Annotated in this window: 28 protein-coding genes; 8 read left to right on the top strand and 20 right to left on the bottom strand. The window is 57.7% G+C overall.

Features of this window, described 5'->3' with window-relative positions:
- Nucleotides 1-45 precede the first annotated feature (45 nt).
- The 7 genes from ACYCZJ_RS06075 to metX form a co-directional block, all read right to left on the bottom strand.
- Complete coding sequence (locus tag ACYCZJ_RS06075) at nt 46-504, bottom strand: DUF4426 domain-containing protein (protein ID WP_461553328.1); 459 nt, start codon at nt 502-504, stop codon at nt 46-48.
- A 61-nt stretch (nt 505-565) separates the two neighbouring features.
- On the bottom strand, nt 566-1207 hold the full coding sequence (locus tag ACYCZJ_RS06070; protein WP_461553327.1) for an ABC-type transport auxiliary lipoprotein family protein: 642 nt from the start codon (nt 1205-1207) through the stop codon (nt 566-568).
- Nucleotides 1204-2145: an MlaD family protein gene (locus ACYCZJ_RS06065; RefSeq protein WP_461553326.1), complete on the bottom strand. Its 942-nt coding sequence runs from the start codon at nt 2143-2145 to the stop codon at nt 1204-1206. The genes ACYCZJ_RS06070 and ACYCZJ_RS06065 overlap by 4 nt, the downstream gene beginning before the upstream one ends.
- The gene (locus tag ACYCZJ_RS06060) at nt 2145-2903 is read right to left on the bottom strand and encodes an ABC transporter ATP-binding protein (protein ID WP_461553325.1); all 759 of its coding nucleotides are present in this window, start codon (nt 2901-2903) and stop codon (nt 2145-2147) included. The genes ACYCZJ_RS06065 and ACYCZJ_RS06060 overlap by 1 nt, the downstream gene beginning before the upstream one ends.
- On the bottom strand, nt 2903-4018 hold the full coding sequence (locus tag ACYCZJ_RS06055; protein WP_461553324.1) for an ABC transporter permease: 1116 nt from the start codon (nt 4016-4018) through the stop codon (nt 2903-2905). The genes ACYCZJ_RS06060 and ACYCZJ_RS06055 overlap by 1 nt, the downstream gene beginning before the upstream one ends.
- 3 nt (nt 4019-4021) lie before the next feature.
- Complete coding sequence (metW, locus tag ACYCZJ_RS06050) at nt 4022-4606, bottom strand: methionine biosynthesis protein MetW (protein ID WP_461553323.1); 585 nt, start codon at nt 4604-4606, stop codon at nt 4022-4024.
- A complete protein-coding gene (gene metX / locus ACYCZJ_RS06045; protein WP_461553322.1) occupies nt 4603-5733 on the bottom strand; it encodes a homoserine O-succinyltransferase MetX in 1131 nt (376 codons plus the stop codon). Before metX ends, metW begins: the two co-directional genes overlap by 4 nt.
- Nucleotides 5734-5752: 19 nt before the next feature.
- On the opposite strand from metX, the gene ACYCZJ_RS06040 reads away from it, so the two are divergent.
- Complete coding sequence (locus ACYCZJ_RS06040; RefSeq protein ID WP_461553321.1) at nt 5753-6223, top strand: hypothetical protein; 471 nt, start codon at nt 5753-5755, stop codon at nt 6221-6223.
- A gap of 154 nt (nt 6224-6377) precedes the next feature.
- Here the strand turns inward: ACYCZJ_RS06040 and ACYCZJ_RS06035 are convergent, their stop codons facing one another.
- The 3 genes from ACYCZJ_RS06035 to ACYCZJ_RS06025 all read right to left on the bottom strand — a co-directional run bounded on the left by ACYCZJ_RS06035 (nt 6378) and on the right by ACYCZJ_RS06025 (nt 9047).
- Nucleotides 6378-7784, bottom strand: coding sequence for an ammonium transporter (locus ACYCZJ_RS06035; protein ID WP_461553320.1), 1407 nt, complete (start codon nt 7782-7784; stop codon nt 6378-6380).
- An 11-nt stretch (nt 7785-7795) separates the two neighbouring features.
- Complete coding sequence (glnK, locus tag ACYCZJ_RS06030; RefSeq protein WP_124703621.1) at nt 7796-8134, bottom strand: P-II family nitrogen regulator; 339 nt, start codon at nt 8132-8134, stop codon at nt 7796-7798.
- A 64-nt stretch (nt 8135-8198) separates the two neighbouring features.
- Nucleotides 8199-9047: a TorF family putative porin gene (locus tag ACYCZJ_RS06025; RefSeq protein WP_461553319.1), complete on the bottom strand. Its 849-nt coding sequence runs from the start codon at nt 9045-9047 to the stop codon at nt 8199-8201.
- Between the two features lie 236 nt (nt 9048-9283).
- Here ACYCZJ_RS06025 and ACYCZJ_RS06020 point away from each other — a divergent pair, with 236 nt between their 5' ends.
- The 3 genes from ACYCZJ_RS06020 (at nt 9284) to ACYCZJ_RS06010 (ending at nt 12229) form a co-directional block, all read left to right on the top strand.
- On the top strand, nt 9284-9553 hold the full coding sequence (locus tag ACYCZJ_RS06020) for an accessory factor UbiK family protein (RefSeq protein WP_461553318.1): 270 nt from the start codon (nt 9284-9286) through the stop codon (nt 9551-9553).
- Nucleotides 9554-9561: 8 nt separating this feature from the next.
- Nucleotides 9562-11064: a YifB family Mg chelatase-like AAA ATPase gene (locus tag ACYCZJ_RS06015; protein ID WP_461553317.1), complete on the top strand. Its 1503-nt coding sequence runs from the start codon at nt 9562-9564 to the stop codon at nt 11062-11064.
- Between the two features lie 124 nt (nt 11065-11188).
- Nucleotides 11189-12229 carry a VIT1/CCC1 transporter family protein gene (locus tag ACYCZJ_RS06010; protein WP_461553316.1) on the top strand — a complete coding sequence of 347 codons (1041 nt, stop codon included), beginning with the start codon at nt 11189-11191 and terminating at the stop codon, nt 12227-12229.
- Between the two features lie 31 nt (nt 12230-12260).
- On the opposite strand, the gene ACYCZJ_RS06005 is transcribed toward ACYCZJ_RS06010, so the two are convergent.
- Nucleotides 12261-13949: an ABC-F family ATP-binding cassette domain-containing protein gene (locus ACYCZJ_RS06005; protein ID WP_461553315.1), complete on the bottom strand. Its 1689-nt coding sequence runs from the start codon at nt 13947-13949 to the stop codon at nt 12261-12263.
- Between the two features lie 83 nt (nt 13950-14032).
- Nucleotides 14033-15157: a pyridoxal-phosphate-dependent aminotransferase family protein gene (locus ACYCZJ_RS06000; RefSeq protein ID WP_461553314.1), complete on the bottom strand. Its 1125-nt coding sequence runs from the start codon at nt 15155-15157 to the stop codon at nt 14033-14035.
- Between the two features lie 206 nt (nt 15158-15363).
- On the opposite strand from ACYCZJ_RS06000, the gene ACYCZJ_RS05995 reads away from it, so the two are divergent.
- Nucleotides 15364-16122 carry a gamma-glutamylcyclotransferase family protein gene (locus ACYCZJ_RS05995; RefSeq protein WP_461553313.1) on the top strand — a complete coding sequence of 253 codons (759 nt, stop codon included), beginning with the start codon at nt 15364-15366 and terminating at the stop codon, nt 16120-16122.
- Between the two features lie 42 nt (nt 16123-16164).
- Here ACYCZJ_RS05995 and ACYCZJ_RS05990 read toward each other — a convergent pair whose 3' ends face one another.
- The 5 genes from ACYCZJ_RS05990 to mgtE form a co-directional block, all read right to left on the bottom strand.
- Nucleotides 16165-16935: an ATP-binding protein gene (locus tag ACYCZJ_RS05990; RefSeq protein ID WP_461553312.1), complete on the bottom strand. Its 771-nt coding sequence runs from the start codon at nt 16933-16935 to the stop codon at nt 16165-16167.
- A complete protein-coding gene (gene msbA / locus ACYCZJ_RS05985) occupies nt 16932-18686 on the bottom strand; it encodes a lipid A export permease/ATP-binding protein MsbA (RefSeq protein ID WP_461553311.1) in 1755 nt (584 codons plus the stop codon). Before msbA ends, ACYCZJ_RS05990 begins: the two co-directional genes overlap by 4 nt.
- Nucleotides 18683-19165: a GNAT family N-acetyltransferase gene (locus tag ACYCZJ_RS05980; RefSeq protein ID WP_461553310.1), complete on the bottom strand. Its 483-nt coding sequence runs from the start codon at nt 19163-19165 to the stop codon at nt 18683-18685. Before ACYCZJ_RS05980 ends, msbA begins: the two co-directional genes overlap by 4 nt.
- Nucleotides 19166-19170: 5 nt before the next feature.
- Nucleotides 19171-20562 (bottom strand): dihydrolipoyl dehydrogenase family protein, encoded by a 1392-nt coding sequence (locus tag ACYCZJ_RS05975; protein WP_461553309.1) that lies wholly within the window; start codon nt 20560-20562, stop codon nt 19171-19173.
- 66 nt (nt 20563-20628) lie between these two features.
- Nucleotides 20629-22083, bottom strand: a complete 1455-nt coding sequence (gene mgtE, locus ACYCZJ_RS05970; protein WP_461553308.1) for a magnesium transporter — start codon at nt 22081-22083, stop codon at nt 20629-20631.
- 437 nt (nt 22084-22520) lie between these two features.
- On the opposite strand from mgtE, the gene argB reads away from it, so the two are divergent.
- Entirely contained in the window at nt 22521-23408 is an 888-nt protein-coding gene (argB, locus tag ACYCZJ_RS05965) for an acetylglutamate kinase (RefSeq protein WP_461553307.1), read from the top strand.
- On the opposite strand, the gene ACYCZJ_RS05960 is transcribed toward argB, so the two are convergent.
- From ACYCZJ_RS05960 to ACYCZJ_RS05950, 3 genes are read right to left on the bottom strand one after another with little or no spacing between them, the layout of a single operon-like run.
- Nucleotides 23395-23859 (bottom strand): WbuC family cupin fold metalloprotein, encoded by a 465-nt coding sequence (locus ACYCZJ_RS05960; RefSeq protein ID WP_461553306.1) that lies wholly within the window; start codon nt 23857-23859, stop codon nt 23395-23397. The two genes, argB and ACYCZJ_RS05960, sit on opposite strands and share 14 nt — an antisense overlap.
- 10 nt (nt 23860-23869) lie before the next feature.
- On the bottom strand, nt 23870-24175 hold the full coding sequence (locus tag ACYCZJ_RS05955) for a hypothetical protein (RefSeq protein ID WP_461553305.1): 306 nt from the start codon (nt 24173-24175) through the stop codon (nt 23870-23872).
- A gap of 44 nt (nt 24176-24219) precedes the next feature.
- On the bottom strand, nt 24220-24519 hold the full coding sequence (locus tag ACYCZJ_RS05950) for a hypothetical protein (RefSeq protein ID WP_461553304.1): 300 nt from the start codon (nt 24517-24519) through the stop codon (nt 24220-24222).
- Nucleotides 24520-24576: 57 nt separating this feature from the next.
- Here ACYCZJ_RS05950 and ACYCZJ_RS05945 point away from each other — a divergent pair, with 57 nt between their 5' ends.
- Both ACYCZJ_RS05945 and ACYCZJ_RS05940 read left to right on the top strand, forming a co-directional pair.
- On the top strand, nt 24577-25032 hold the full coding sequence (locus tag ACYCZJ_RS05945) for an EVE domain-containing protein (protein ID WP_461553303.1): 456 nt from the start codon (nt 24577-24579) through the stop codon (nt 25030-25032).
- A 2-nt stretch (nt 25033-25034) separates the two neighbouring features.
- A complete protein-coding gene (locus ACYCZJ_RS05940) occupies nt 25035-25736 on the top strand; it encodes a glutathione S-transferase family protein (protein WP_461553302.1) in 702 nt (233 codons plus the stop codon).
- The last annotated feature ends 9 nt before the right edge of the window (nt 25737-25745 follow it).

Here is a 25745-nt window from a genome sequence, read left to right as displayed (position 1 = left end):
ACTAATCAAGACAGCAGGCCGGACACAGGGCGGGCGGCGAGTCGTTTATTGAAAAAATGGCCTGTTGAATTCAGCCTTGTATTTGCGCGTCTCGCCCGATGGTTTCGCGGTGACGCTAAATTTCAGCGTATCGGGCGGTGTAATGCGGAATTCACCCAGATAATAGACTGCGCCCCCCTCTTTGACTTCGCGCATGTCAATTTCAGCCAGCTGCGAGTTGAGGTTGACTACCGTGGCGGTCAACTCGGCAGGTACCGGTTCGGAAACCCCCAGCTTGTTTTTACGCAATACAGCGATCGTGAGCATCCCTCTATTATGGCTGCGTTCGATATGGTAGTTTTTCGCCACCGCCGGTTGCAGTTCATCGGTGGGCATGGCGTTGTAATGGATTTCAACATTGCCATATTTGATTACCTGCTCAGCGGGATTTGCCTGGGCGGCATGGGCTGTAAAAGATAAGGCCATCAGGCTGGCGGCCAAGGTGAAGTTGGCGAATACATTCATGCGGCACTCCTTTTATGGTTATGGTGGTTGATACCAATATAGACAAAATCCACCTGGATGGCTAAGGAAGCTTGCTCCCAATCGCCGCAGATTCCTGTGAGGGCAGGGTTTCCAGCCAACCCCCGATGTCATCCAGCAACTTGCCGGTCGCAGAATTGAAAGCGGACACTGCGCCTGCTGCATTGTAGGTCGGCGCGGGTATATCCACAGTAAACAATTTGCGGGCAACAAGCGTCCGGTGACGTAAATCCGTTACCTCGGCTCGCAGCTCGACACGGACACTGCCGGGGGGGGTGCTGGCTTGATGATAGAACGCCAGCAGGCGGGTATCAAGCAACCAATCGCCTTTGATCCCGCTGCCGCTCGAGGCGACTGTGGCGAAAATGCGATCTGCATCGAGACGCGCCAACAATAGTTCGTTAAAACGTTTGCCAGGACGCTCCGCCCAGCGCGCATATTGATACAGGCCGCGCGTGCCTGGCGCACGGCTAAAGGCAATGCTGTCGGTATTATAAAAAGCATTGGTCGCGGTATCCAGTATCAGCAGTGTGCGCGGATTGGTCGTTGTGGCAAGACTGGGATGCCCCGCGTCCTCAAGCACATAGGAGGTAATGAGCGGCGCATTCTGATTGCCTGCCAGGCTAATGCATCCACTCAGGCTTAGCGTCACCATTGCTGCTATCAGGTAATTTTTCATGCTCATTGTTCTCCCGGCCCGGGTTGGGGTTTGCCCGTACCGAACAGAACGCCGCGTGGATTGGACAGGCTTTGCCCGGCAGTGCTGACGGCGTCGGCACTGTTGCGCAGATCGCGGCTGACTGCGGTAAATTCCATTGTTCCGACTTCTGCGAGCCCCTGCAGACTGTCCGATGCCTGGGTTGTTTGCCGTTGCAGGTTGAGCATGGTGCTGGTGGCTTGCCTGAGTGCGATGTCGGCATTTTTGCTGATGTCTAAAACACTTGTTTCGGCACTATTGGCCGCACGGGAGACGCTTACTCCGGCTGCACCAAATTCATCGGCTGCCTTATGAATACTTAATATTGCGGTATTGAGCGCCTGTTTGTTGTCGGCCAGATTGGTGGAAATCGCCTGTAAATTCTGTATGGTATCGGCAATATTTTTACGGTTGGCATCTGACAGCAGCAAGTTCACCTTGTCCAGCACCTGTGCGCCACTCGATGCCATTTTTGACAGCGCATTGGCTACGTTATCCAGATTCGATTTGCCTTCGGCGATCACCGGGTAATGCTCATCGGGCAATACTTCCGTCAACAGTGGGCTGCTTGCATCGGGATTGCGAATTTCGATAGTCGATAACCCGGTCACAATATTCCGGTTGACGATCGCCTCGGCGTTACTGCGTATAGGCGTATCCTGCGCCACCTTGATGTCCATGCGCACCGCATCCTTCCCGCCGCCGGCGAACTGATAGCTATCCACCGAGCCGACCTTGATGCCGCGCATTTTGACGGCGCTGCCTATATCCAGGCCATCCATGGATTGATGGCTGAAGTAAATGGTGAAATGGCGGTAAGCGACCCGGTCTGCTCCGCCAGCCAGCCAAACCAGCCCCGCAACCAGCAGCAGCACGACGATGAGTACTATGGTACCGACCAGGGTGTAGCGGGCTTCTGCTTCCATTAGTGCTCCTCAATCCGGGCACGCGCAGAAAAATAATCGCGCAGCCAGGGATTATCAATTTGCTGCAGGGTTGCGACTGATCCGTCAGCAAGTACCCGGTGATCCGCCAGTACAATCACACGATCAATAATGGATAAGAGTGTATCCAGATCGTGGGTAATCAGAAAGACGGTGAGTCCCAATCCATCCGACAGCACACGGATAAGCTGATCAAATGCGCGCGCCGATATCGGATCCAGGCCGGAGGTGGGTTCATCGAGGAACAGCAGCTCCGGGTCCAGTGCCAGTGCGCGTGCCAGCGCGGCGCGCTTGCGCATTCCACCCGACAGTTCGCTGGGCATTTTCGTGGCGGCTGATTCCGGCAGCCCTGCCAACGCCAGCTTGAGCCGCGCCAGGCGCATGCATTCGGCTTTATCCAGATTTGTATGTTCGAGCAATGGTACGGCGACATTCTGCGCTACATTGAGTGACGAGAACAATGCGCCGTCCTGAAACAGCATGCCAAAACGCTGACGAAGGCGATTGAGCTGCTCGCCATTTGCCGCCCACACGTCTTCGCCAAACAGGCGGGCGGTGCCTGCTGTCGGTTTAATTAACCCCACCAGCTCCTTGAGCAAAACCGATTTGCCGGAACCGCTGCCGCCGATCAGTGCAACCACCTCGCCACGATTCACTTTCAAGCTCACCCCGTCGTGTATGCTTTGTGTCCCGAATCGGGTCACGATATGATCCAGCTCGATAACCGGTTGGGCAGCCATCAAAAACCCAGCTCGACAAAGGCAACGGCGAACATTGCATTGATAATAATGACCGCAACAATGCTTTGCACCACAGTGGAGGTGGTATTGGCCCCCACGCTATGGGCGTCATGGGCGACGGTCAGCCCCATGCGACAGGCAATCACGCCGATAAACAATGCAAATACAGGTGCCTTGATCAGACCTAACAGAACGGTTTTGAGTGGCAATACCTGATCCAGGCGGGCAATGAATGCGAACGCTTCGATTCCCAGCTGGCGTTCGGCGACCAGCATCCCGCCCAGAATACCCGCCACATCGCCGATGAATACCAGCAGGGGTAATGCAATCAGCAGCGCAAGAATGCGCGGCACCACCAGCACATTGTATGGGGATAGCCCCAGCACGCTGATTGCGTCAACCTCATCGTTGACTTTCATCGCCCCGATTTGTGCAGTCATGGCTGCTCCCGAGCGCCCGGCCACCAGAATCGCCACGATCACCGGCGCCAATTCACGTGACATGGCCAGTGACACTCCGTCCACTACAAAAATGCTGGCGCCGTATTGTTCCGCCTGAATGCCCAGCAGGTAGGCGAAAACCACACCCATCAGAAACATCATGGCGAACGCCAATGGAATGGCATTGACGAATACAGTCTCGATTTGCGCAATAAATTCCTGGCTGCGGAACTCGCCGGGATGACGTAGCAATTGAAATACTTGATGACTTATTTTGCCGACAAAATTGATTGTGCCGCAGATATGTTGCCAGTTTGCCAGGGAGCTGCGCCCGATATGGGCAAGCACGCCTTCCCGTGCCGGCAGTGCGACAATCATGCTGTCGCCAAAATTGCGTGCGACCAGTTCGAATACGGCTGCATGCGTATCCGAAAAATTGACGTGTGTAATTTGTTGCGGATCTGCACCGGCGTTCCGCATGATCTCCAGCAAGCGCAGCGCGCCGCTGGTGTCCAGCGCGGCAAGCTCCGCGCCATCGAGTAGCGTGCCAGCGGCCGGCAAGGCAGGTAATATTGCTGGCGCAAGGTTCGCAAGATTGGACAGCAGCCAGTCACCCGACACGCGTACTACGGTGTTATCCGCCTGATGTTCAGAGCTAATGCCGGGGGCATTCATCGTTTATTGCGCGCGTTCGAACCGATATACCGCAAGGCTGCCAGCCAGATTGGGCAGAATGCGCACCGGCGTTCCTGCGGTCATGACGATACGCTCTCTAATGCGAAAATTCAGCTTGACGCACAGGGCTTCGAAATCGTGCATGGTACAAAGATGCACGTTAGGCGTGTCATACCACTGGTAAGGAATGTCATCCGATACGGGCATTGTGCCACGCAGTACCTGCAGCCGATTTTTCCAGTAGCCAAAATTTGGAAACGTCACGATGCCTTCGCGTCCAACGCGTAACATCTCGCGCAGTATGGCCTCGGTATGCCGCATGGCCTGGAGCGTTTGCGACAGAATAACGTGATCGAAGGAATCGGATTCAAATACCGAGAGCCCCGATTCAAGATCGTTCTGGATGATGTTGACGCCATTTTTCACCCCGGCCAGGATATTGGCATCGGTCAACTCCACGCCATAGCCGCGCACCTGTAGTTTGTCATGCAAAAATTTGAGCAGGCTACCGTCGCCGCAGCCGAGGTCCAGTACTTTGGAACCGGGCTTGACCCAATTGGCGATAGTATGGAAATCATGACGTGTCATGAGGTAACCCTTTCCATATAGGCGCGCACCAGGCTGTGGTAATGCGCATCGGGCATCAGAAAGGCGTCATGGCCGTGGCCGGAGGTAATCTCGGCATAGCTTACGCGACGCTCATTATCCAGCAAGGCCTTGACGATTTCTTGCGAGCGTTCCGGTGCAAAACGCCAGTCGCTGGTGAATGACAGCACCAGAAAATCCGCTTGCGCAGGTTTGAGGGCATCTGCCAGCTTGCCATTGGAATGGTGATGGGTGGGGTCGAAATAATCGAGTGCCTTGGTCATCAGCAAATAGGTATTGGCGTCGAAACTTTCAGCAAACTTGTCGCCCTGGTAGCGCAGATAGGATTCAATCTCGAATTCCACATCGTAGCCGTAATTGAATGCACCGTTACGTAATATGCGGCCAAATTTGCTGCCCATTACATCGTCGGAAAGATAGGTGATGTGGCCGAGCATGCGGGCCAGGCGCAGACCGCGTCGCGGGCGGGTATTGTGCGCGTAAAAATTCCCACCGAAAAAGTCCGGATCGGTAAGGATGGCCTGTCGTGCCACATCGTTGAAAGCAATATTCTGTGCAGTGAGCTTGGGTGCCGAGGCGATCACCAGGCAGTGGCGTATGCGTTGCGGGTGCTGAATGCTCCAGTGCAGCGCCTGCATGCCGCCCAAGGATCCGCCCATGACCGCCGCAAATTGCCGGATACCCAGACTATCCGCCAGCCGCGCCTGACTTTCCACCCAGTCTTCCACCGTTATCAGCGGAAAATGTGAGCCGAACGGTTGGCCAGTGGCCGGGTCAATCGAAGCCGGGCCGGTGGAACCGTGACAGCCTCCCAGGTTATTCAGGCCGATTACGAAGAAGCGCTCGGTATCAATCGGTTTGCCCGGCCCCACCATGTTGTCCCACCAACCCGGCTTTTTGTCATGTTCTGCATACACACCGGCAACGTGATGGTTGCCAGAGAGTGCATGGCAAACCAGGATTGCGTTGGTTTTGTCCGCGTTCAACGTCCCGTAGGTTTCATATACCAGGTCGTAGGATGACAGCACTGCGCCACTTTTCAGAATAAGCGGGGTAGAGAAATGGGCGGTTTGGGGTGCAACAATGCCAACAGATGAAGCAGGCTGCATGTCTGGTTATAATTTAGCCATGTTAGCGAAGATTATAGCCGCATTCCGTCCCGATCCCACAGTCTTGCGCACCCGCTTTTTACAGCGCTTTGCAGGCAAGACGATTATCGTCCATGACGGCCTCAGTATTGGCTGGGTGGGCGAACTGAATAAAGAGGCCGGGGGCGGGGCGCATTTTCGTATTGATGCGCGGAATACGCCGGGCCGCAAACCCACCCCGATTGAATGGGTGGTCCATCACCACATATTGCCGCATAAATTGCCGTTGCCATTGCTGGTAAAAGTGGATGGCGAGCAGTTGTTGATTCGCCATCTTACGCGCGACCATGCTCCGGTTCACCCCTCCGAAATTTACTGGATGCTGGGGGAATTCCCCGGGCGCGCCCATCTGCTGCTGACAATTGGCGGCAAGGGATTTGCTGTCCAGCGCGGAATGCCTGTATCGGATAATGCGGTAGATTTTGACGCCGCATTCAGTGAGCCTGACTGAGGTGTTTCTGTGAACCCGCCACGCTTGGGCATGTTGCGGCATTGGCGGTAATCAGGGCATGCACAATAAAAAACGCCCCTTTCGGGGCGTTTAGCGTTTTGAGTAGACCATAGAGTACCGGCGATAATTTACAGTACTCTATGCTGCTGCCCGCCTACTCCAGTTTTTCGCCGTGCAGGCTGATATCCAGACCTTCGCGTTCCTGATCTTCCGTAACGCGCAGGCCAATGACCATGTCGACCACCTTCAGAATGACGAAGGTCACGACCGCGTCATAAACGATGGTAAAGCCGACACCTTTGGCCTGGATCATGAGTTGGGCAACATTGCCTTCAAGCATGCCGGCAGTACCGCCGATGGCTTTGACAGCAAACACGCCGGTCAGCATGGCGCCCACAATGCCGCCGATGGCATGTACGCCAAAGGCGTCGAGCGAGTCGTCATAACCGAGCATGTTTTTCAGGTATACCGCCGCCCAGAAACACACCACACCGGCAGCAAGTCCGATAAACAGTGCGCCGGAAGGACCGACAAAACCCGAAGCCGGAGTGATGGCAACCAGACCGGCGACCGCGCCTGAGCAGATACCCAGAACGCTGGGTTTGCCTTTGGCCATCCATTCAACAAACATCCAGCTCAACGCTGCAGCGGCAGTGGCGATCTGCGTCGCGGCCATCGCCATACCGGCACGGTCGCTGGCGGCAACGGCTGAACCGGCGTTGAAGCCGAACCAGCCCACCCACAACAATGCTGCGCCAATCACTGTCAGCACCAGGTTGTGCGGAGGCATAGGCTCTTTGCCATATCCCACGCGTTTACCAATCACCAGTGCAGCGACCAGACCCGCCACACCCGCGTTGATATGCACCACCGTGCCGCCGGCATAATCCAGCACGCCATCGGCGCCCAGCCAACCGCCCGGGCCCCATACCATGTGTGCAATCGGTGCGTACACGGCAATCAACCAGGCACTGATAAACCATAAGAGCGCGGAAAACTTCATGCGCTCAGCGAACGCTCCGACAATCAGCGCCGGGGTGATGATCGCAAACGTCATCTGGAAGGTCATGTAAGTTGTTTCCGGAATGGTCGGCGCCAAAGCGTTCACGCTATCCAAACCCAGACCTGACAGGAATACCCGGCTCAACCCTCCCATGAACCCGCTGCCTGGGGTAAATGCCAGGCTGTAGCCGATGATCATCCACAGCACCGTGACCAGGCAGGTGATTGCAAAGCTCTGCATCACCGTGGCCAGCACATTTTTCTTGCGCACCATGCCGCCGTAGAACAAGGCGAGACCCGGGATGGTCATCATGAGCACCAATGCGGTGGAGGTCAGCATCCAGGCATTGTCACCGGAATTGATGAACGCTGCCGGGTTGGGCGCAGCAGCCGGAGCGGCAGTGGCCGGAGGTGCCGCCGCCGGTGCGGCCGCGGTATCAGGTGCCGGAGCCGCTGCCGGGGCAGCAGCGGACGGTGGCGCCGTCGCGTCGTCTGCGCTGGCCATGCCGGATAAGCCCAGCGTGCACAGCATACTGATTGCAATGAGCCATTTCTTCATGTTGCTCTCCCTTAAAGTGCTTCAGGCCCGGATTCGCCGGTGCGGATACGCACGACTTGCTCCAGGTTGAATACGAAAATTTTGCCGTCACCGATTTTGCCGGTGTGTGCGGATTTCTCGATTGCCTCGATCACCTGATCCAGCAGGTCGTCCGCAATCGCCGCTTCGATTTTGACTTTAGGCAGGAAATCCACCACGTATTCCGCACCGCGATATAACTCGGTATGCCCCTTTTGCCGTCCAAAACCCTTTACCTCGGTTACCGTTATGCCCTGCACGCCAATGGTGGACAGCGCTTCACGTACCTCGTCGAGCTTGAACGGCTTGATGATTGCCGTAACGAATTTCATGTTATCTCCTTGGTAAGGACGCGGCAGCCGGGTGCTGCCGCGCCGAAACGGGTTGGATGCTCAATTAGAAAGTCTTTGATATAGCAGCTACGAAATGGCCTTCACCCAGATTTTTTCCATTATTTACATTTGTTCCGGTGGTAATTATGTAACCGGTGTCGCTGGCGTTGGTATCGGTGTAATAGGCAGTCGCGCTCCAGCCAGTGCCGAGGTCTTTAGTCACGCCAAGCTTCCAGTCGGTGTAGGAGTAGATGTCGTTTCCTGTGCCGTCATATTTTTGACGGCCGACGTGCGCATTCAGGGTCCAGGTATCTGCAACAGGCACATTGGCGGACAGATCCAGATAGTAGGAACCATCCGCTTTAGCGACGCCAAACAAGGCATTGGACACGACATATGAAACTTTACCGGTCAACCATTTGTAGGACACGGCACCGTAAACTTCCGTGGTATCCGGCTTGGTTGTTCCAGAGGTATAGCGGCCTGGATAGTAATACTGCAACACGCCTACATCATAGCCAAAGTCACCGATGGACTGCCGGTAACCACCATAAATGTCCCATTCCATGCTGACCGAATTGCTAGGAGCCGCATCCGAAAACCAGCTGATGTTGGAACCCCAGGTACCCAGATATAAGCCGCTCGAATGCGTAAAATCCGCACCGCCCTGGATAGCTGGTTTCTCTGCGGTTTGTGTAATTCCACGATAGACATATTGGCTGGTCAGGCCGACGTTAGCAGTTAAAGTATAAGCAGGTGTTGGCGCAGGGGCAGCATCGGCGGCCAGCGCAGGAATCGCAGCGCAGGCCAAGGTGACGGCCAGAGCGGTTTGAGTGAATTTGTGCATGAGTCTTTTCTCCTTAAAAGGCTTCAAAATCGCAACATTGCAAAATTGCGACAATTCATAAAGCATGCTCCATGCCATATTTTTTATATTTTTATAACAATGACTTAGTCTGGCTGTTCTGCGCAGCTTATTTTTGTATGCACAATTAAAGTGCATATAATTTTCTCTGTGCACTGCGTAAGGGCGTAGTGGATTAGGCCATCTGGCGGATTGATTTATGTGATTTATGTTCGCCAGACTTTAAACATTCAATGGCCGCTTATTTGGTACACTGCTGGGAGTTACTGTCAGGAGAACATAGGATGCTGCCCAACCAGAAACTGCTCGACGAAATCGGCGGGAAAATTAGTCAGGCAATCAGCAATAGCCCGGCCAGGGACATTGAGAAAAATATCCGTGCGCTGATGCAGAGTGCGCTGCAAAAGCTTGATCTGGTGACGCGCGAGGAATTCGACGTACAGCAGGAAGTGTTGCTGCGCACGCGTGAAAAACTCACCGAACTGGAAACCCGCCTGGCACAGCTGGAATCTCTGACTCCAGTCTCCGATCACCCGCAACAGCTGGAGCCCTGACTTTCCTGATGGGTATCGCCGTTCTCCACAGCCGGGCGCTGTCCGGCATGGACGCACCCGAAGTAGTGGTGGAAGCGCATCTCGCCAACGGCCTGCCCAGTTTTACGATCGTCGGTTTGCCCGAGGCCGAGGTCAAAGAAGCCCGCGACCGGGTGCGCGCCGCGATCCAGAACGCACGCTTCGAATTCCCGGCGCGGCGCATCACTGTCAATCTCGCCCCGGCAGACTTGCCCAAGGAGTCCGGGCGTTTTGATCTACCCATCGCGCTCGGTATCCTCGCCGCCTCCGGGCAGATTCCCGCCAATAAGCTGAAGGACTATGAATTCGCAGGAGAGCTGGCGCTGACTGGCGAGTTGCGTCCGATTCGTGGCGCCTTGGCGATGACGCTGGGCGCGGTTTCCAGCGGACGTGCTTTTATCCTCCCCACTGCCAGCGCACAGGAAGCAGCGCTAGTGGAAAATGCTGTCGTCCATCCCGCAGATTCATTGCTGGCGGTATGCGCCCATCTTGCCGGGCAGACGCAACTGCCATTACAAGCAGCCCCACCAGCCGGATTCCCGCTTGCATCTGCACAGTATCCGGATTTCAGCGAGGTTAAAGGTCAGTTAGGCGTGAAGCGTGCATTGGAAGTGGCTGCGGCTGGAGGTCACTCGGTGCTGATGGCTGGGCCGCCGGGCACCGGAAAATCCATGCTGGCGGCCCGCTTTCCCGGCATTCTGCCTGGCATGAGTGAACAGGAGGCGATCGAATCGGCTGCATTGCTTTCCTTGAACGGGGGTTTTCGCATTGAGCACTGGAAGCGCCGCCCCTACCGCAGCCCGCACCACACCGCCTCGGCAGTGGCGTTGGTAGGCGGCGGCGGAATCCCGCGCCCGGGCGAGATTTCCCTGGCGCACCACGGCGTGCTGTTTCTCGACGAGCTGCCGGAATTCCCGCGCAGCGTGCTGGAAGTCTTGCGCGAACCGCTGGAATCCGGGCGCATCACCATTTCACGCGCCGCCCGGCAAGCGGATTTCCCGGCGCGCTTTCAGTTGATCGCGGCAATGAACCCATGCCCATGCGGCTATCTCGGTCATCCGGCAGGCAAATGCCGATGCACACCGGACCAGATTGCGCGCTATCGCGGGCGGATCTCCGGTCCGCTGCTGGATCGCATCGATATACAGATCGAGGTGCCTGCACTCTCGCACGAGGATTTGTTGCGCCAGTCCGAAGGTGAAGCCAGCGCCACAATACAGGCCAGAGTAGCAGCTGCCCGCGCCCGGCAGATTGCGCGTCAGGGCAAGCCCAATGCCGAACTGGGCAGCAAGGAAATTGATGTCCACTGTGCACCGGATGCAGCTGGTGAGGCCTTGCTCAAACAGGCTATCGCGCGTTTTCATTTGTCGGCTCGCGCCTACCATCGCATCCTCAAAGTGGCGCGCAGTGTGGCTGACCTCGCGGGCAGCGAGCGAATCGCAACTCAACATATTGCAGAAACCATTCAGTATCGGCGACTGATGACCGGCTGACACATCGGGTAATGCCCGATAGGGATACACAACAATCAAAAACTTTTCATCACAGGGCTGGATTGCCTCTAAGCCAGGCATGATCTGCCACTGATTTTCACAAACCAAACAGGCAATACAACCGATGACATCACACGCACTCGAAGGCTGGCTGGAAGAAAAACGCTCGGTGTATCTATACCGTGCCGTCGCTGTGGCCGAATCCGGCACACCGCGCCAAACTCTGTTCAATGAGCTGGCTGACGCCGCAGAAGGTCAAGCCAATCTGTGGGCCACGGAAATCCGCAAAGAAGGCGGTAACCCACCCACCGCTTTTCATCCTGATATACGTACACGATTTGTCGCCTGGCTGTTGCCCAGATTGGGAACGCGCGCCATGCGCCATGTTCTGGCCGCGATGAAGGTACGTGGTATGTCGCTGTATTTCAAGCCCACTGCCACCCACGGCATGCCGACCTCGCTGGCCGAGGTCGGCACACGCCATCAGGGACACGGCGGCAACGGCAACCTGCGCGCAGCCGTATTCGGCATTAATGACGGTCTGGTGTCCAATGCCAGTCTGATTCTGGGTGTGGCTGGGGCAGCGGCCAATAGCCAGATCATTTTGCTGACCGGTGTGGCCGGTTTGCTGGCCGGCGCATTTTCGATGGCGGCGGGCGAATACATTTCAATGCGCTCGCAACGCGAGATGTTTGAATATCAGATCGGTCTGGAGCGCGAAGAACTGGATCAATATCCGCAGGAAGAAGCCGCCGAACTGGCGCTGATTTATGCCGCCAAGGGCATCCCCGAAGCCGAGGCGAAAAAGCTTGCCGATACTTTGATTGCCGATCCGACCCGGGCACTGGATACGCTGGCGCGCGAGGAATTGGGACTCAACCCGGATGAACTGGGTTCGCCATGGGGCGCGGCCATTTCCTCGTTCATTTCGTTTTGCGCAGGTGCGGCCATTCCGCTGGCACCCTTTCTCGTCACCAGCGGCAACCCGGCGCTACTGGCGACGGTGGTGCTGACTGCTGCGTCGCTGTTTGCAGTGGGCGCCACGCTGAGCCTGTTCACCGGCCGCCACGCCATGCTGGGCGGCTTGCGCATGCTGGTTATCGGCGGCGCAGCGGGCGCGGCGACCTACTTCATCGGTAGACTGGTAGGGGTCGGTCTGGGGTAATCACTGTTTTGAAGCGGAAGGTGTGTTCGATTTATCCGTTAGCTGAGCGCTTTTTGGCTGCGGTGACCGCTTCTTTCAGGCTGTCGCGCAGGCGTTTTCCTTCATCCAGCAGATAGCGCTGGTAGTCATCGAGATCGCCATCAAACGGCTCCACGCCACCGCGCGTGACCAGCCAGAATTCATCGCACACGGCACGCAATAGCGCGCGGTCGTGGCTGACCAGCATGACGGTGCCTTCAAATTCGTTGAGCGCCATGGCGAGGGCCTCGCGGGTGGCAAGGTCAAGGTGGTTGGTCGGCTCGTCCAGCAGCAGCAGGTTGGGGCGCTGCCACACGATCATGCACAGCACCAGTCGCGCTTTTTCGCCGCCACTCATGGTGCCCACGGCTTGCTTGACCATATCGCCACTGAAATTGAAGGTGCCCAGAAAGCTGCGCAGATCCTGCTCGCGCGCGTTGACGCGGCCATTGGTCGAGGTTTCTTTTACCAGCCGTATCATGTGTTCCAGCGGCGTATCCGCCGGGCGCAACACGTCCAGTTCCTGCTGCGCAAAGTAGCCGATATTCAGTCCGCGCCCCTCGGTCAGCTCGCCGCCGGTGGCTGTCAAAGCGCGCGCCACGGTTTTCACCAGCGTCGACTTGCCCTGCCCGTTGGCGCCCAAAATACCGATGCGCTGACCGGCGAATACCGAGCGGCTGACGTTTTCCACAATGACCGTGGGCGGCGTACCAGCGGGTGCATCTTCCGGTGGGGGATAGCCGCAGCTGACATTTTGCATGGACAGCATCGGGTTGGGCAGGTTGGCCGGTTCCTTGAACTCGAAGGTAAAGTCGGCACTCGCCAGTAACGGTGCAATACGTTCCATGCGATCCAGCGCCTTGACCCGGCTCTGCGCCTGCTTGGCCTTGCTGGCCTTGGCTTTGAAGCGGTCAATGAACTTTTGCAGGTGCGCGATTTTGTCCTGCTGTTTCGAAAACGCAGCCTGTTGCAGTGACATCTGCTCTGCCAGCATGTCCTCAAACGTGCTGTAGTTGCCGCCGTAGCGGGTGAGCCGCGCATTATCGATATGCAGCGTCACTTGCGTCACCGAATCCAGGAATTCGCGGTCGTGGCTGATTACCACCATGGTGCCGGTATAGCGCTTGAGCCAGGCCTCCAGCCATACCAGCGCATCCAGATCAAGGTGGTTGGTGGGCTCGTCCAGCAGCAGCAAATCGGATGGGCACATCAACGCACGGGCCAGCTGCAGGCGCATGCGCCAGCCGCCCGAAAAGCTGTTGACCGGGTTATCCAGTTCGCTGGTTTTAAAGCCCAGCCCGAGGATGAGCGCTTGCGCCCTGGCCTGCGCATCGTGGGCACCGGCATCGTATAGCTCCATGTAGGCATGCGCCATGCGCTCGCCGTCTTCGCTGGCCTCGGCTGCATCGACTTCGGCTTGTGCTGCGGTCAGCACCGTGTCGCCCTCGATGACAAAGTCGGTCGCGCTGTCGCCGGTTTCGGGCATATCCTGCGCCACCTGCGCCATGCGCCATTGCGTGGGCATGGAAAAATCGCCTTTATCTTCATGCAGCGTGCCGTTGAGCAGCGCGAACAGTGTGGATTTGCCTGCACCGTTGCGCCCGACCAGGCCGACTTTTTCGCCCGGATTCAGAGTGACGGATGCGTTATCCAGCAGCACTTTGGAGCTGCGGCGCAAACTGAGGTTTTTAAGAATGATCATGCGTACGGTATACCAGCCTGTTTGAAGAGTGCAGCAATAAAAAACGGGGCCAGATGCCCCGTAATTTAGTGCGCAGATGACGCCTATAATACTTGTTTCAGCGACGACAGGCAGTAATCAATATTTTCCGCACGGCTGGCATGCCCCATCAGGCCGAAGCGCCACACCTTGCCTGCCAGGTCGCCCAGACCCGCGCCGATTTCCAGATTGAACTCGTTCAGCAGGCGGGTACGCGTCGGCGCGTCGTTCACGCCTTCAGGGATATATACGGTATTCAATTGCGGCAAACGATAGTCCTTATCCACCACGAATTTCAGCCCCATGGCCTCAAAGCCGTCGCGCAGCATTTCGTGATTGTGGGCATGACGCGCCCAGCTGTTTTCGATACCCTCCTCGGCCAGCATGACCAGGGCTTCGTGCAGGCCATAGAGCGGGTTGATCGGCGCGGTATGGTGATAAGTACGCTTGCCCTCGCTGCCCCAGTAACCCAGCACCAGATTGAGATCGAGAAACCAGCTTTGCACCGGCGTTTTGCGCGCCTTGAGTTTGGCGATGGCGCGTTCGCTGAATGTCACAGGAGACAGGCCGGGGGTGCAGGACAGGCATTTCTGGCTGCCGGAGTACACCGCGTCGAGCTCCCATTCATCCACCATCACCGGGATGCCCCCCAGCGAGGTGACCGCATCGACAATGACCAGCGCGCCGTATTTGTGCGCAATGGCGGCCAGCGCCTGGGCGTCGGAACGCGCGCCGGTCGAGGTCTCGGCATGCACAAAAGCGAGCACTTTGGCGTCCGGGTTGGCGGCAAAGGCTTCTTCCACCTTGGCGGTATCCACCGGCGCGCCCCAGGCATCCTCCACCACCACCGGCACGCCGCCGGTGCGCTTCACGTTTTCCAGCATGCGTCCGCCGAATACGCCGTTTTTGCATACGATGACTTTGTCACCCGGTTCCACCAGGTTGACGAAGCACATCTCCATGCCCGCTGATCCGGGTGCGGAAACCGGCATGGTGAGCGCGTTGCTGGTCTGGAATGCGTAACGCAGCAACGTCTTCATTTGCTCCATCATGTCCACAAATGCCGGGTCAAGGTGACCAATGGTGGGACGTGCCATGGCGTCGAGAATGCGCTGCGGTACATCAGAAGGCCCCGGCCCCATCAGGGTGCGGTGTGGTGGAATAAATGAAGGGATATCGGGTTTTTGCATAATTGACCTGTTTATTATCGGGTGTGTGTAAAAATGTGAGCGGTAGCCTAACCTTGCATTTTATCCTAACTGAAGCGTTGAAAATACCATGTTAAACATGGGGTTGTTATTTGGCGCGCTTGACACCGCAACGGCGTGCACGCTAGCTTGCCGGACAGGCAGGCACTCCGGTTAGATGACTTGACACCTGTTCCGTGGAGGACAGAATGCAAAAAACACTACGCTTTTCGATATGTTTCCTGATTGCGCTGGCCAGCCATTTAGTGTGGGCGGATGCAACTTCCATCAAGGATCTGGTACCCGCCGATACCCGGGTAGATATGTGTCATCCTGCCCCTGAGTCAGGCGCAAACCAGTACATCGTGGGTTACGGCAGCTTGATGGAGCAAGCCTCGCGACAGCGTACCGTGCCGGATGCGGGGGAGGCAGTGCCGGTGCGTGTGCAGGGGTTCAGGCGCGCCTGGATTGCACGCGGTTCGGCAACGGGTTTCAGCACCACCTATCTGGGCGTATCGGAGGATGGACATTCACGCATGAATGCCGTCCTCTTTTCCCTGCCGGATGAGGCTGCCGTTGCTGCCATGGACAGGCGCGAGAATGGCTATTGCCGGGTCCGGATCGGCACAACGCAAATTGTGGCATTGGAGCCATCGCCGATACCGGCTGGAGAACGCTGGATTTACGTCAATAAACCACAAAATACGGCGTGGCCTTCGCGTATTTATCCCATTGTTCAGTCGTATGTGGACATATTCCTGTCGGGATGTCTGGAAGTCGAGCGCACATTTCAGCTGCAGGATTTTGCGCGACAATGCATTACCACGACTCAAGGCTGGTCCAGTCATTGGGTGAACGACCGTATTTATCCGCGCCGGCCGTTTATTTACCAACCCAATGCAGGCGCGATTGATGCATTGCTGAAACGTGAATTGCCGACGCATTTCCGCAGGATCAGGATTGAATGAGAGTGGTTGGCAGGTGCCCTATACCCACTTCCGGTGCTGGAATCAGCTGGATGATGATTGCATGAGCGGGCGCATCGCTGTCAACAAGCTGGAAAACAGTTTGGGATGCGCCTTTTCCTGTTCCGCCAGCAGCAGCTTCATGCTTTGACGCTGCATCGGCATGGCGAAGCAGGCCGGACAATTTTCAGGCACCACGGGCAGTGCAGCCTGTTTGGCGAAGGCGGCGGTCTGGCGTTCACGCACATACACGAATGGCCGGATCACGCGCACATCGCCGGCATCGTTGGTGTAGTGCGCCTGCATGGTGCGCAGCTTGCCGCCGAAGAAGGCGGACATGAAAAAGGTTTCGGCCAGATCGTCCAGATGCTGCGCCAGCGCGAGTACGTTGTAATGGTTTTCACGCGCGACGCGATACAGTATTCCACGCCGCATTCTTGAACAGTAGGCGCAGAAGGAATCGCCGTCCATGTTGCGCTTGGCTTCTTCCAGTACCGGCTGGCTCTCGAAAAAATACGGCACGCCCAGCCCCGCCAGATAGGGTTTCAGCACGCTGGGGTCATAGTCGGGTGATTGCGGATCCACAGTACAGGCGGCGAGTTCGAATTTCACCGGCGCGCGGCGTTGCAGATCGAGCAGCACATGCAGCAGCGACAGCGAATCCTTGCCGCCGGAAATGCCCAGCAGGATGCGGTCACCGTCGCGGATCATGGCGAAATCGCCGATGGCCTTACCGGCTGCCGAGAGCAGGGAACGCGGCGGTTTGACGGATTGGGTGGGAGTGCCGGTCATATTGAGCACGCTTTGCCGCTTCATGATTTGGTCTCGTGAAATTGCAGGCGGTGCAGGTGGGCATAGGCGCCGTTTTTGTCCAGCAGCTCACGGTGGCTGCCGATTTCGATGATGCGGCCCTGCTGCATCACGGCGATACGGTCGGCGTTTTCGATGGTGGACAGGCGGTGCGCGATGACCAGTGTGGTGCGGCCCTGCATCAGGGTTTCCAGCGCGGCTTGGACGTGGCGTTCGGACTGGGTATCGAGCGCCGAAGTGGCCTCGTCGAGGATCAGCACCGGCGCATCTTTCAGCAGTGCGCGCGCGATGGCGATACGCTGGCGCTGGCCGCCGGAGAGTTTGACGCCGTTCTCGCCGACCATGGTTTGCAGGCCGTGCGGCTGTTCGCGGATGAACTCCATGGCGTGCGCGGCTTCGGCGGCGCGGATGATGTCGGCCTCGCTTGCACCGGCTTGCGCGCCATAGGCGATATTGGCCGCAATGCTGTCGTTGAACAGCACCACGTCCTGCGACACCAGCGCGATATTGGCGCGCAGGCTGGCCAGCGTGATGTCGGTAATGACGCGGCCATCGAGCAGAATCTGTCCGGCATCCGCTGTGTAAAAGCGCGGGATCAGGTTGACCAGGCTGGTCTTGCCGCTGCCCGAGGCGCCGACCAGCGCGACCGTTTCGCCGGGACGGATGGCGAGGCTGATATCGTTGAGTGCCGGAATGGGTTTGTCCGGGTAGGCCAGGGTAATGTGGCGGAATTCCAGTGCGCCCCGGGCGCGGCCAATCACCTGGGTGCCGGTGTCGGTTTCGGTGTCGCGGTCGATCAGCTCGAATACCACTTCCGCCGCGGCCAGGCCGCGCTGCAGTTGCTCGTTCACCCCGGTGAGGCGTTTGACCGGCCCGAAAATCATCAGCATCGCAATCATGTAGGAGACGAAGCCGCCCACGGTGAGTTCGCCGCGCTGCGCCTGCTGGGTGGCGATGTACACCACCAGCGCCACGCCCAGCGCGGCAACCAGCTGTACCACCGGGCCATTGGCAGCTGCAGCGGAAATGCCTTTCATGAAATAGCGCCGGGCATTGTTCACCGCCGTGCCAAAACGCTTTAATTCGTACTCTTGGCCGCCAAATATTTTGACGACCTTGTGCGCGCCGACCGACTCTTCCACCACGTGGGTAATTTCGCCCAGATTTTGCTGGGCCTGACGATTGATACTGCGCAGGCGGCCACTCACCGTGCGAATAATGAAAATAGCGATCGGGGCGATAGCGATAATAATAAGCGTGAGTTTCCAGTTCAGCCACAATAACCAGGCCAACAACCCGACGATAATGAGGGTATCGCGCACCAGCAAGGTCACCGCGCTGGTGGCCGATTGGGTGACCTGGGTGACATTGAACACGATATGCGCGATCAGCGTGCCGGTGGAGCTGTCGTCGTAAAAGCGCGTCGGCATCGCCACCAGCTTGCGAAACATCGCCGTGCGCAAGTCCATCACCAGGCGGCTGCCGACCCAGTTCATGCCATACGTCGCAGCAAAGTCGGCCAGCCCGCGCACCACAAACAGCGCAATCATCACCAGCGGAATCAGCCGGATCATGTCCGGATCTTTTTTGACGAAGCTGCCGTCCAGCAGCGGCTTGAACAGCGCCGGGATGGCCGGCTCGGCGGCCGCCGTTACCGCCATTGCCAGCAGCGCCCCGGCGAACATTTTCCAGTACGGACGGACGTGGCGCAGCAGGCGCAGATAGAGAGCCACACCGGTATGGGGAGTTGAGGTCATAAAGCCATTTTCAGTTTTCGTCCGCCGGCGACGCTGAATCCTTCGCGTTCGTAGAATGCCAGCGTGCGGTCAAATTGCGGCAGTTGCGGCGTGGTCACTTCCAGGCGTTTCCATTGCCTGGTGCGGCCGAATGCCCTGGCAGCCTGGATCAGCTGTAGTCCGACTTGCCGGGAACGCTGCAGTGGGCGCACGTACAGTTCAGGAATGGTTCCGTAGGCGCCTTCGGCATATAGCGCAAAGCTTTCGCACAAGGTAAGAAATCCGACTTCCGTGCCAGCCGTTGCGTCGCGTGCGACCAGCACATGGTATTTCTCCTGTTCGAGAAATGTCCTGAGTCGAGCCGTGGTTTCTTCCAGGTTGAAATGGAAAGCCTGGTTGCCCGTGGCACGCATGATTTCATTCAGCAACTCGCCCACCATTTCAGCGACGACGGGCGCGTCGGCAGCGCAGGCATGGTCGATGCGGATGGAAGATTTCATTCGGGTTATTCCCCAAATACCTGCTGCGCCAGCCCCCATTTTGCCGCCAGTGTCTCGGTGGCATTCTGGATTTCCTCGGTTCTGGCCGGGTGGTTGTAGAACATGCCTGCGAAGCGCGCCAGCGCGTCGTCGTGGCCGAACTGCTGGGCGATGACGTGGAGCATTTCGCCGGCTTCGGCCCCCACCACTTCCGCGCCGAGCAATGCGCCGCTGTCCATGTCGGCAATCAGGCGCACGAAGCCGTCGGTGTCGTCCTGGCCGAGCGCACGCGGGTTGGTTTCGAACGCGGCAAAGCCGACGGCGGGCTCCAGTTCGGCGTCTTCGGCGTCGTCCTCGTTCATGCCGATGCGGCCCAGTTCGACGGCCGAGTAAACCAGTTCCGGCACGGCGCCGGCATCCCGCTGGCGCGAACCGGGGCTGAGGATATTGGCGATGGCCACAGCGGCATCGGCCAGCGCCTGGTTGGCGGTCATGCGCGGATTGGCGACGTCGCCGATGGCGTAGATGTGCGGCACGCTGGTTTGCAGATGGGCATTCACTTTGACGAAACCCTTGGCGTCGAGCGTCACGCCGGCTGCATCGGCAGCCAGATTGTCGGTATGCGGACGGCGCCCGGTGCCGAGCAATACCCAGTCCACGGTTTCCACGCTGCCGTCGCCGAGGGTGAGCTTGACGCCGTCCGGCAATATTTCCACGCACTGCGCGCGGCAGCCGGTACGCACCTTGATATCGTGCCGGGCCAATGCTTCGTACAGGATTTTCAGTGCCGGCTGCGAGTAGGCGCTGCCGGCCAGCGGTTTGCTGTTGGCGATCCACAATATGTCACGGCCGAGCTGGCTGAGGATGAACGCGAATTCGGTACCGATCACGCCGCTGCCGACCAGCGCCACGCGCCTGCCCGCGGGCGGCGCATGGTCGAACAGGTCATCGGTGGTCAGCACGCGGCCCGGGGTGAGCGGATAAGCGTCGGGAACCAGCGGGCTGGAACCGGTGGCGATGATGATGTGTTGGGCGTTAAGGCTGGTTTCGCCGACGGCGACGGTGTGGGCATCGACGAAGCGTGCTGCGCCATTGAAGGCGCTGATGCCGAGGCGCTTCATGTAGTCGGTGTAGCTGTCGCGCACGGTTTCCACGACTTTTTTCTGGTGTTGCCAGGCGCCGTCGAGTTCTGCGCTCAGCGTCCCGCTGATGCCGCGTTTGGCAAAACCTTTGCTCGCCGCCACCAGTTGTGCAGTGTGATGCCAGTCTTTCTTGGGCACGCAGCCGCGGTTCAGGCAGCAGCCGCCCCACTCCGCTTTTTCGATGATGGCGACAGACAGACCGCGCAAGGTGGAGAGGACGGCGGCGCGGTAGCCGCCCGGGCCGGAGCCGATTACAAGGAGATCAAATTGTTGCATGGTTTATTCCTGTGGATCGAATTGCAAATATGGTGCGGTAGTTATTGTGCGCGTTGAGTCACCCGCTTATGTTAAATACGACATAAACAAGGTGGCCAAACCCAAAAAGATGAAAAATCCCCCGCTGTCGGTGACGGCGGTAATCAATACGCTGGAACCGATGGCCGGATCGCGCCCCAACTTGTGCATCACCATTGGAATGGCGACGCCCATGATTGCTGCGAGCAACAGGTTGAGTGTCATCGCACCCATCATCACCAGCCCGAGCGCCGGTTTGCCGTAGAGCATGTAGGCAAACAGGCCGACCACACTGCCCCATATCAGGCCGTTTAACCCAGCCACGCCGAGCTCTTTTGTAAACAGTTTTTTTGCGCTGTCGGGGTGGATTTGACCGAGCGCGAAGGCACGCACGATCATGGTAATGGTCTGGTTGCCGGAGTTGCCGCCAATGCCGGCGATAATGGGCATCAGTGCAGCCAGCGCCACCAGCTTTTCAATGGTGTTATCGAACATGCCAATCACGCGCGAGGCGATGAATGCGGTCACCAGATTGATGGCGAGCCAGGCCCAGCGGTTTTGTACGGATTTCCATACGCTGGAAAAGATGTCTTCCTCTTCGCGCAAGCCGGCAATGGACAACAGGTCACTGTCGGATTCCTGGCGGATGTAGTCCACCACTGCATCAATGGTGAGACGTCCTACCAGCCGGTTGCGTGCATCCACCACGGGCGCGGATACCAGATCGTAGCGCTCGAATGCCTGGGCAGCATCGGTTGCCTCGTCCTCGGGATGAAAGGTCACCACTTCATCGGCCATGACATCGGCCACATTGGCGTCCGGGCTTTGTAGCAGCAGGCGCTGCAGCGGCATGACGCCGCGCACCGCGCCATCGCGATCCACCACGAACAATTTGTCCGTATGATCCGGCAATTCCTTCAGCCGGCGCAGGTAGCGCAGCGCGACTTCCAGTGTCACATCGGCGCGGATGGTGACCATGTCATAGTCCATCAGCGCGCCTACCCTGTCTTCCGGGTAGGACAACGTGGATTGCAGACGCGCGCGTTTTTGCGCGTCGAGGGATTCCATCAATTCCTGGATCACATCCTGCGGCAGGTCGGGTGCGAGGTCGGCGATCTCGTCCGTATCCAGCGTTTCGGCGGCCGCAAGCAACTCGTCGCTGTCCATGCTCTTGATGAGCGACTCGCGCACCGCATCGGAGACTTCCAGCAGAATTTCGCCGTCGTGCTCGACCCGGACAAGTTCCCACACCAGCAGGCGATCGTCGCGTGGCAGCGCTTCCAGCACCCGTGCCACGTCGGCCGGGTGCATGTCGTCCAGCAGCGCATGCAGTTCGGCCAGATGCTGCTTGTGCACCAGACTCTCAACCAGATCCTGGCGCGGCATATCCTGCTTGTGCACCAGGTTTTCTACCAGATGGTGCTTGCGTAGCAGCGAGACGACCTGATCCAGGTTGTCTTCGGTACTATCGTGCGCTTTGGTATTTTCCGGTGAGTCGTCCATGAGCTGAGACGTATGTTAAACAGGCGTGGCTAAAGCCGTGATTGTACGGGAACTTGGCTGAGGGCAGAAAGCACTCTGCCTTTTTATAGGGCAGTGAAGTTACCCATAGGAATTAAAACGGCTTGAAATGAACTCGGCGGGTACCGAGTATCGCTTGTTCGGTGTGCAGATTCTGCAGGATATCCAGCCCGAATCCCAGCATGTGTTCAGGCTCAGGGTGCTGTTTCCCCGGGCCAGCTGGAGGGGCGCAGTGCGGCTGCTGCGTTCACCCGTGGCCAGCAGGCTGACCAGACGCGCGCTGACCGGATGCAGTACATTTGAGACGCTGGTTCGAATTTGAATAAATTCGTCCGCCGTACCAAATGCAGCGCCGCTTTTTTGTTTTGCCCCATCCGGTTAGAATTCAGCCAGTCTCAACCATTCCGAATCCAGCCAACATGCCGACCAGCAAATTCACCCCGGGCGATAAGGCCAACATTCTTTCCGAGGCGCTGCCCTACATCCAGCGCTTTTTCGATAAAACCATCGTGATTAAATACGGTGGCAATGCGATGACCGACCCCAGGTTGATGGAAAGTTTCGCCCAGGACGTGGTCCTGCTCAAGCTGGTTGGGATGAATCCGGTAGTCGTGCATGGAGCCGGACCACAGATTGGTGAATTGCTGAAGCGCATCGGTAAACAAAGCGAATTCATCCAGGGCATGCGGGTGACCGACGAGGAAACCCTGGATGTGGTGGAAATGGTGCTGGGGGGGCTGGTCAATCAGGATATTGTCACCCTGATCAATAAACACGGCGGCAAGGCGGTCGGGCTCACCGGCAAGGACGGCAATTTCATTCATGCCAAGAAAATGCTGGTGGAAAGCAAGGAAGAGCAGGGCAAAATGCTGGATATCGGCCAGGTGGGTGAAATTACCAGCATTGACCCGCAGATTATCCAGCTGCTTGACTCGGGCGATTTCATTCCGGTGGTTGCCCCGCTGGGCACGGATGCCCAGGGCAACGCGTATAACATCAATGCAGACGTGGCTGCAGGCAAGCTGGCCGGGGTGCTAAAGGCCGAGAAAGCCATCTTCCTGACCAACACAGTCGGCGTGCTGGATCAATCGGGCAAGCTCCTTACCGGTCTCACCCCCAAGCGCATTGATGAGCTAATCGCCGATGGCACCATTTCCGGCGGCATGATACCCAAAGTGGGTTATGCGGTAGACGCAGTCAATAGTGGTGTGGAATCCGCACACATCATTGACGGGCGGGTTGAACACGCGCTGTTGCTGGAAATCCTGACCAAGGATGGCGTGGGGACGCTGATTACGCGCGCCTGAGATTGTCGCCCACCTGCGCCTTGGCATACCAGGCATTCAGCCGCGCATCATCAAGGTCAACGCCGGGCAGGTAATCGCTTTCGGTAATGGGTAGATACGGCCCATGTTTCACTTCAAAAATCACCCCCCCGGCATCCAGTGACAATACGCCGTGCCAGATGCCTGTGTCATGTTCCAGCACCTGTGTTTCTTCACCCAGCACGGCACGTGCGATCACCGTGCCGCTATCGTCGAAATGCAGCACAATGAAACGTCCGCGCAGCGCGGTGAGCAGCTCCCAGGTCTGCAGATGGCGGTGCGGGCGGATGCAGGTATCCGGCTCCATGGCAATGGCCAATCGCTGGATCGGATCGCTTAAATCCTCATGCAGATTGTGGTTGGCGCGCTTGCGTGGTGAATGTTGTGCCTGTTGCGCAAGCGAGGTCAGCATGGTGTTGTCGAGTTGTTTCAAATGCAGTTTCCTAATGCAAAGTATGGGCCGGGCTGAAAAGCGGGACATCGTTGCGGTGGGCGCTTACCGTGAGGAACACCGCGCGCGGCAAGGGTGAAAATGCTGCCTGATGATTTTGATTGACTGCATCGTAGCACTCCGATTCGGCACCGATCAGCGCAGCGAAATAAACTTCGAGCTCCTGCGGATCGACGCGCAACTCGCCAAACGGATCATGTTCGTCGTGCGGTTTCCAGAACAGTGCCGGATCCCAGTCGTGGTACTGGATTGCCGGGTGCAGGAACCAGTCTTTGAGCTTCATCTCCAGGCTAGTCATGGCAGTCTCCTTGAAACGAGGAAGGACTATCAATATAGACTGTATCAGGCGTACACGCGAGTCAGCAGCGGCAACTCGTGGCGGCGCGCATTGGCAGCCAGGAAATCGCCGCGCAGCATGTAATCGCCGCGCACCTGCGATTCGGCATTGAGTTCCGCCATGCACTCGGAAGGTTCGCCGATCAGCGTGGCAAACAGCACCTCCAGCTCGCGCGGCTCCACTTTCAGCGTGCCGAACGGATGACGCGCGTCGATTTCTTTCCAGAACAGGCGCGGTTCCCAGTTGTGTGCCTGGACGGCGGGTTCCTGATACCAGCGGATGAGTTTTTCTTCGAGCAGGCTCATGTGTATTTCCAGTAAAATCGGAAAAATCCGAAGAACCGATTATATGCCGAGGAAGCCATGCGTTACTGGTTAATGAAATCCGAACCATCCGATGTGAGTATTGATGACCTTGCCGGACTGCCCGCGCAGACGGTGGCCTGGTATGGGATTCGTAATTATCAGGCACGCAATTTCATGCGCGACCAGATGCGGGTGGGAGACAAGGTGCTGTTCTATCATTCCAGTTGTGCCGAACCAGGCATCGCCGGACTGGCGGAAGTCAGCCGATTGGCTTATCCGGATGAAACGCAGTTCGACCCGAAGAATAAATATTTTGACCCCAAGGCGACGCGGGAAACCCCACGCTGGTTCAATGTGGATGTGCAGCTGGTGAAGAAAACCCGGCTGATGCCGTTGAAGGAAATTCGCACGGTAGCGGCGCTCGCCAGTATGCGTATTTTGCAAAAAGGCAATCGGCTGTCGATTACGCCGGTGGACCCGCGTGAATACGACTGCATCGTGAGCAAATTATAGTGATGGCAGCATGCCCCGGCGAACGCTTGCGCCTGCTCCATTTCTGGTCATCCATGCCCGCGCAGCGGGTGAGGCTGGCGCTGGCGTACAAAGGTGCCGATCACGAGCTGGCGGCGCTCGGTCACGACGACGATGCGACGTTTTTTGAGCTGGGCATCGCCCACGCTGATCTGGTGTTATGTCTGGCGGACGGTAGTCTGCATACGGATTCGCTGGCAATACTGCGCCAGCTGGATGGCTGGGTTGGCGGCAAGCCGGTTTTTGATGGCCTGATTGAAACGGCCGCCTGGCAGGCGCTGCTGGATTGGCGGCAATCCGCCGGGCATTTGCTGGACAGGCTGTATGCGCCGGTGGCGCCCGCCTTCGCCGATATCGGCAGTGATCCCGCGATACAGGCGGCCTATAAAGCGCAAATCGAGCACCGCTATAACATGAGCGTGGAAGCGCTGTCCAACGACCGCTACGATGGCTTCAGCCAGTTTGCCGCGCAGTCCAGGCTGGTTGAACTGGCCCGCCATCTGGGCCAGCAGCGTTTCTATGCGGGTGGCAAGTTCAGTGCCTGCGACCTGCTGTTGGCGTGCGATCTGTTTCCGCTACAATTACTGGATGGCGTGACCATGCCGCTGGATTTGATGTATTACATCGAACGCGTGGAAAAAATTTGCGGCGCAAGCCTGCGTGATGGACTTATCATGCAACATTAAGGAGCTGAA

This window comes from Sulfuriferula sp. (assembly GCF_054605375.1).
This window is presented reverse-complemented; position numbering and strand designations above follow the sequence as displayed.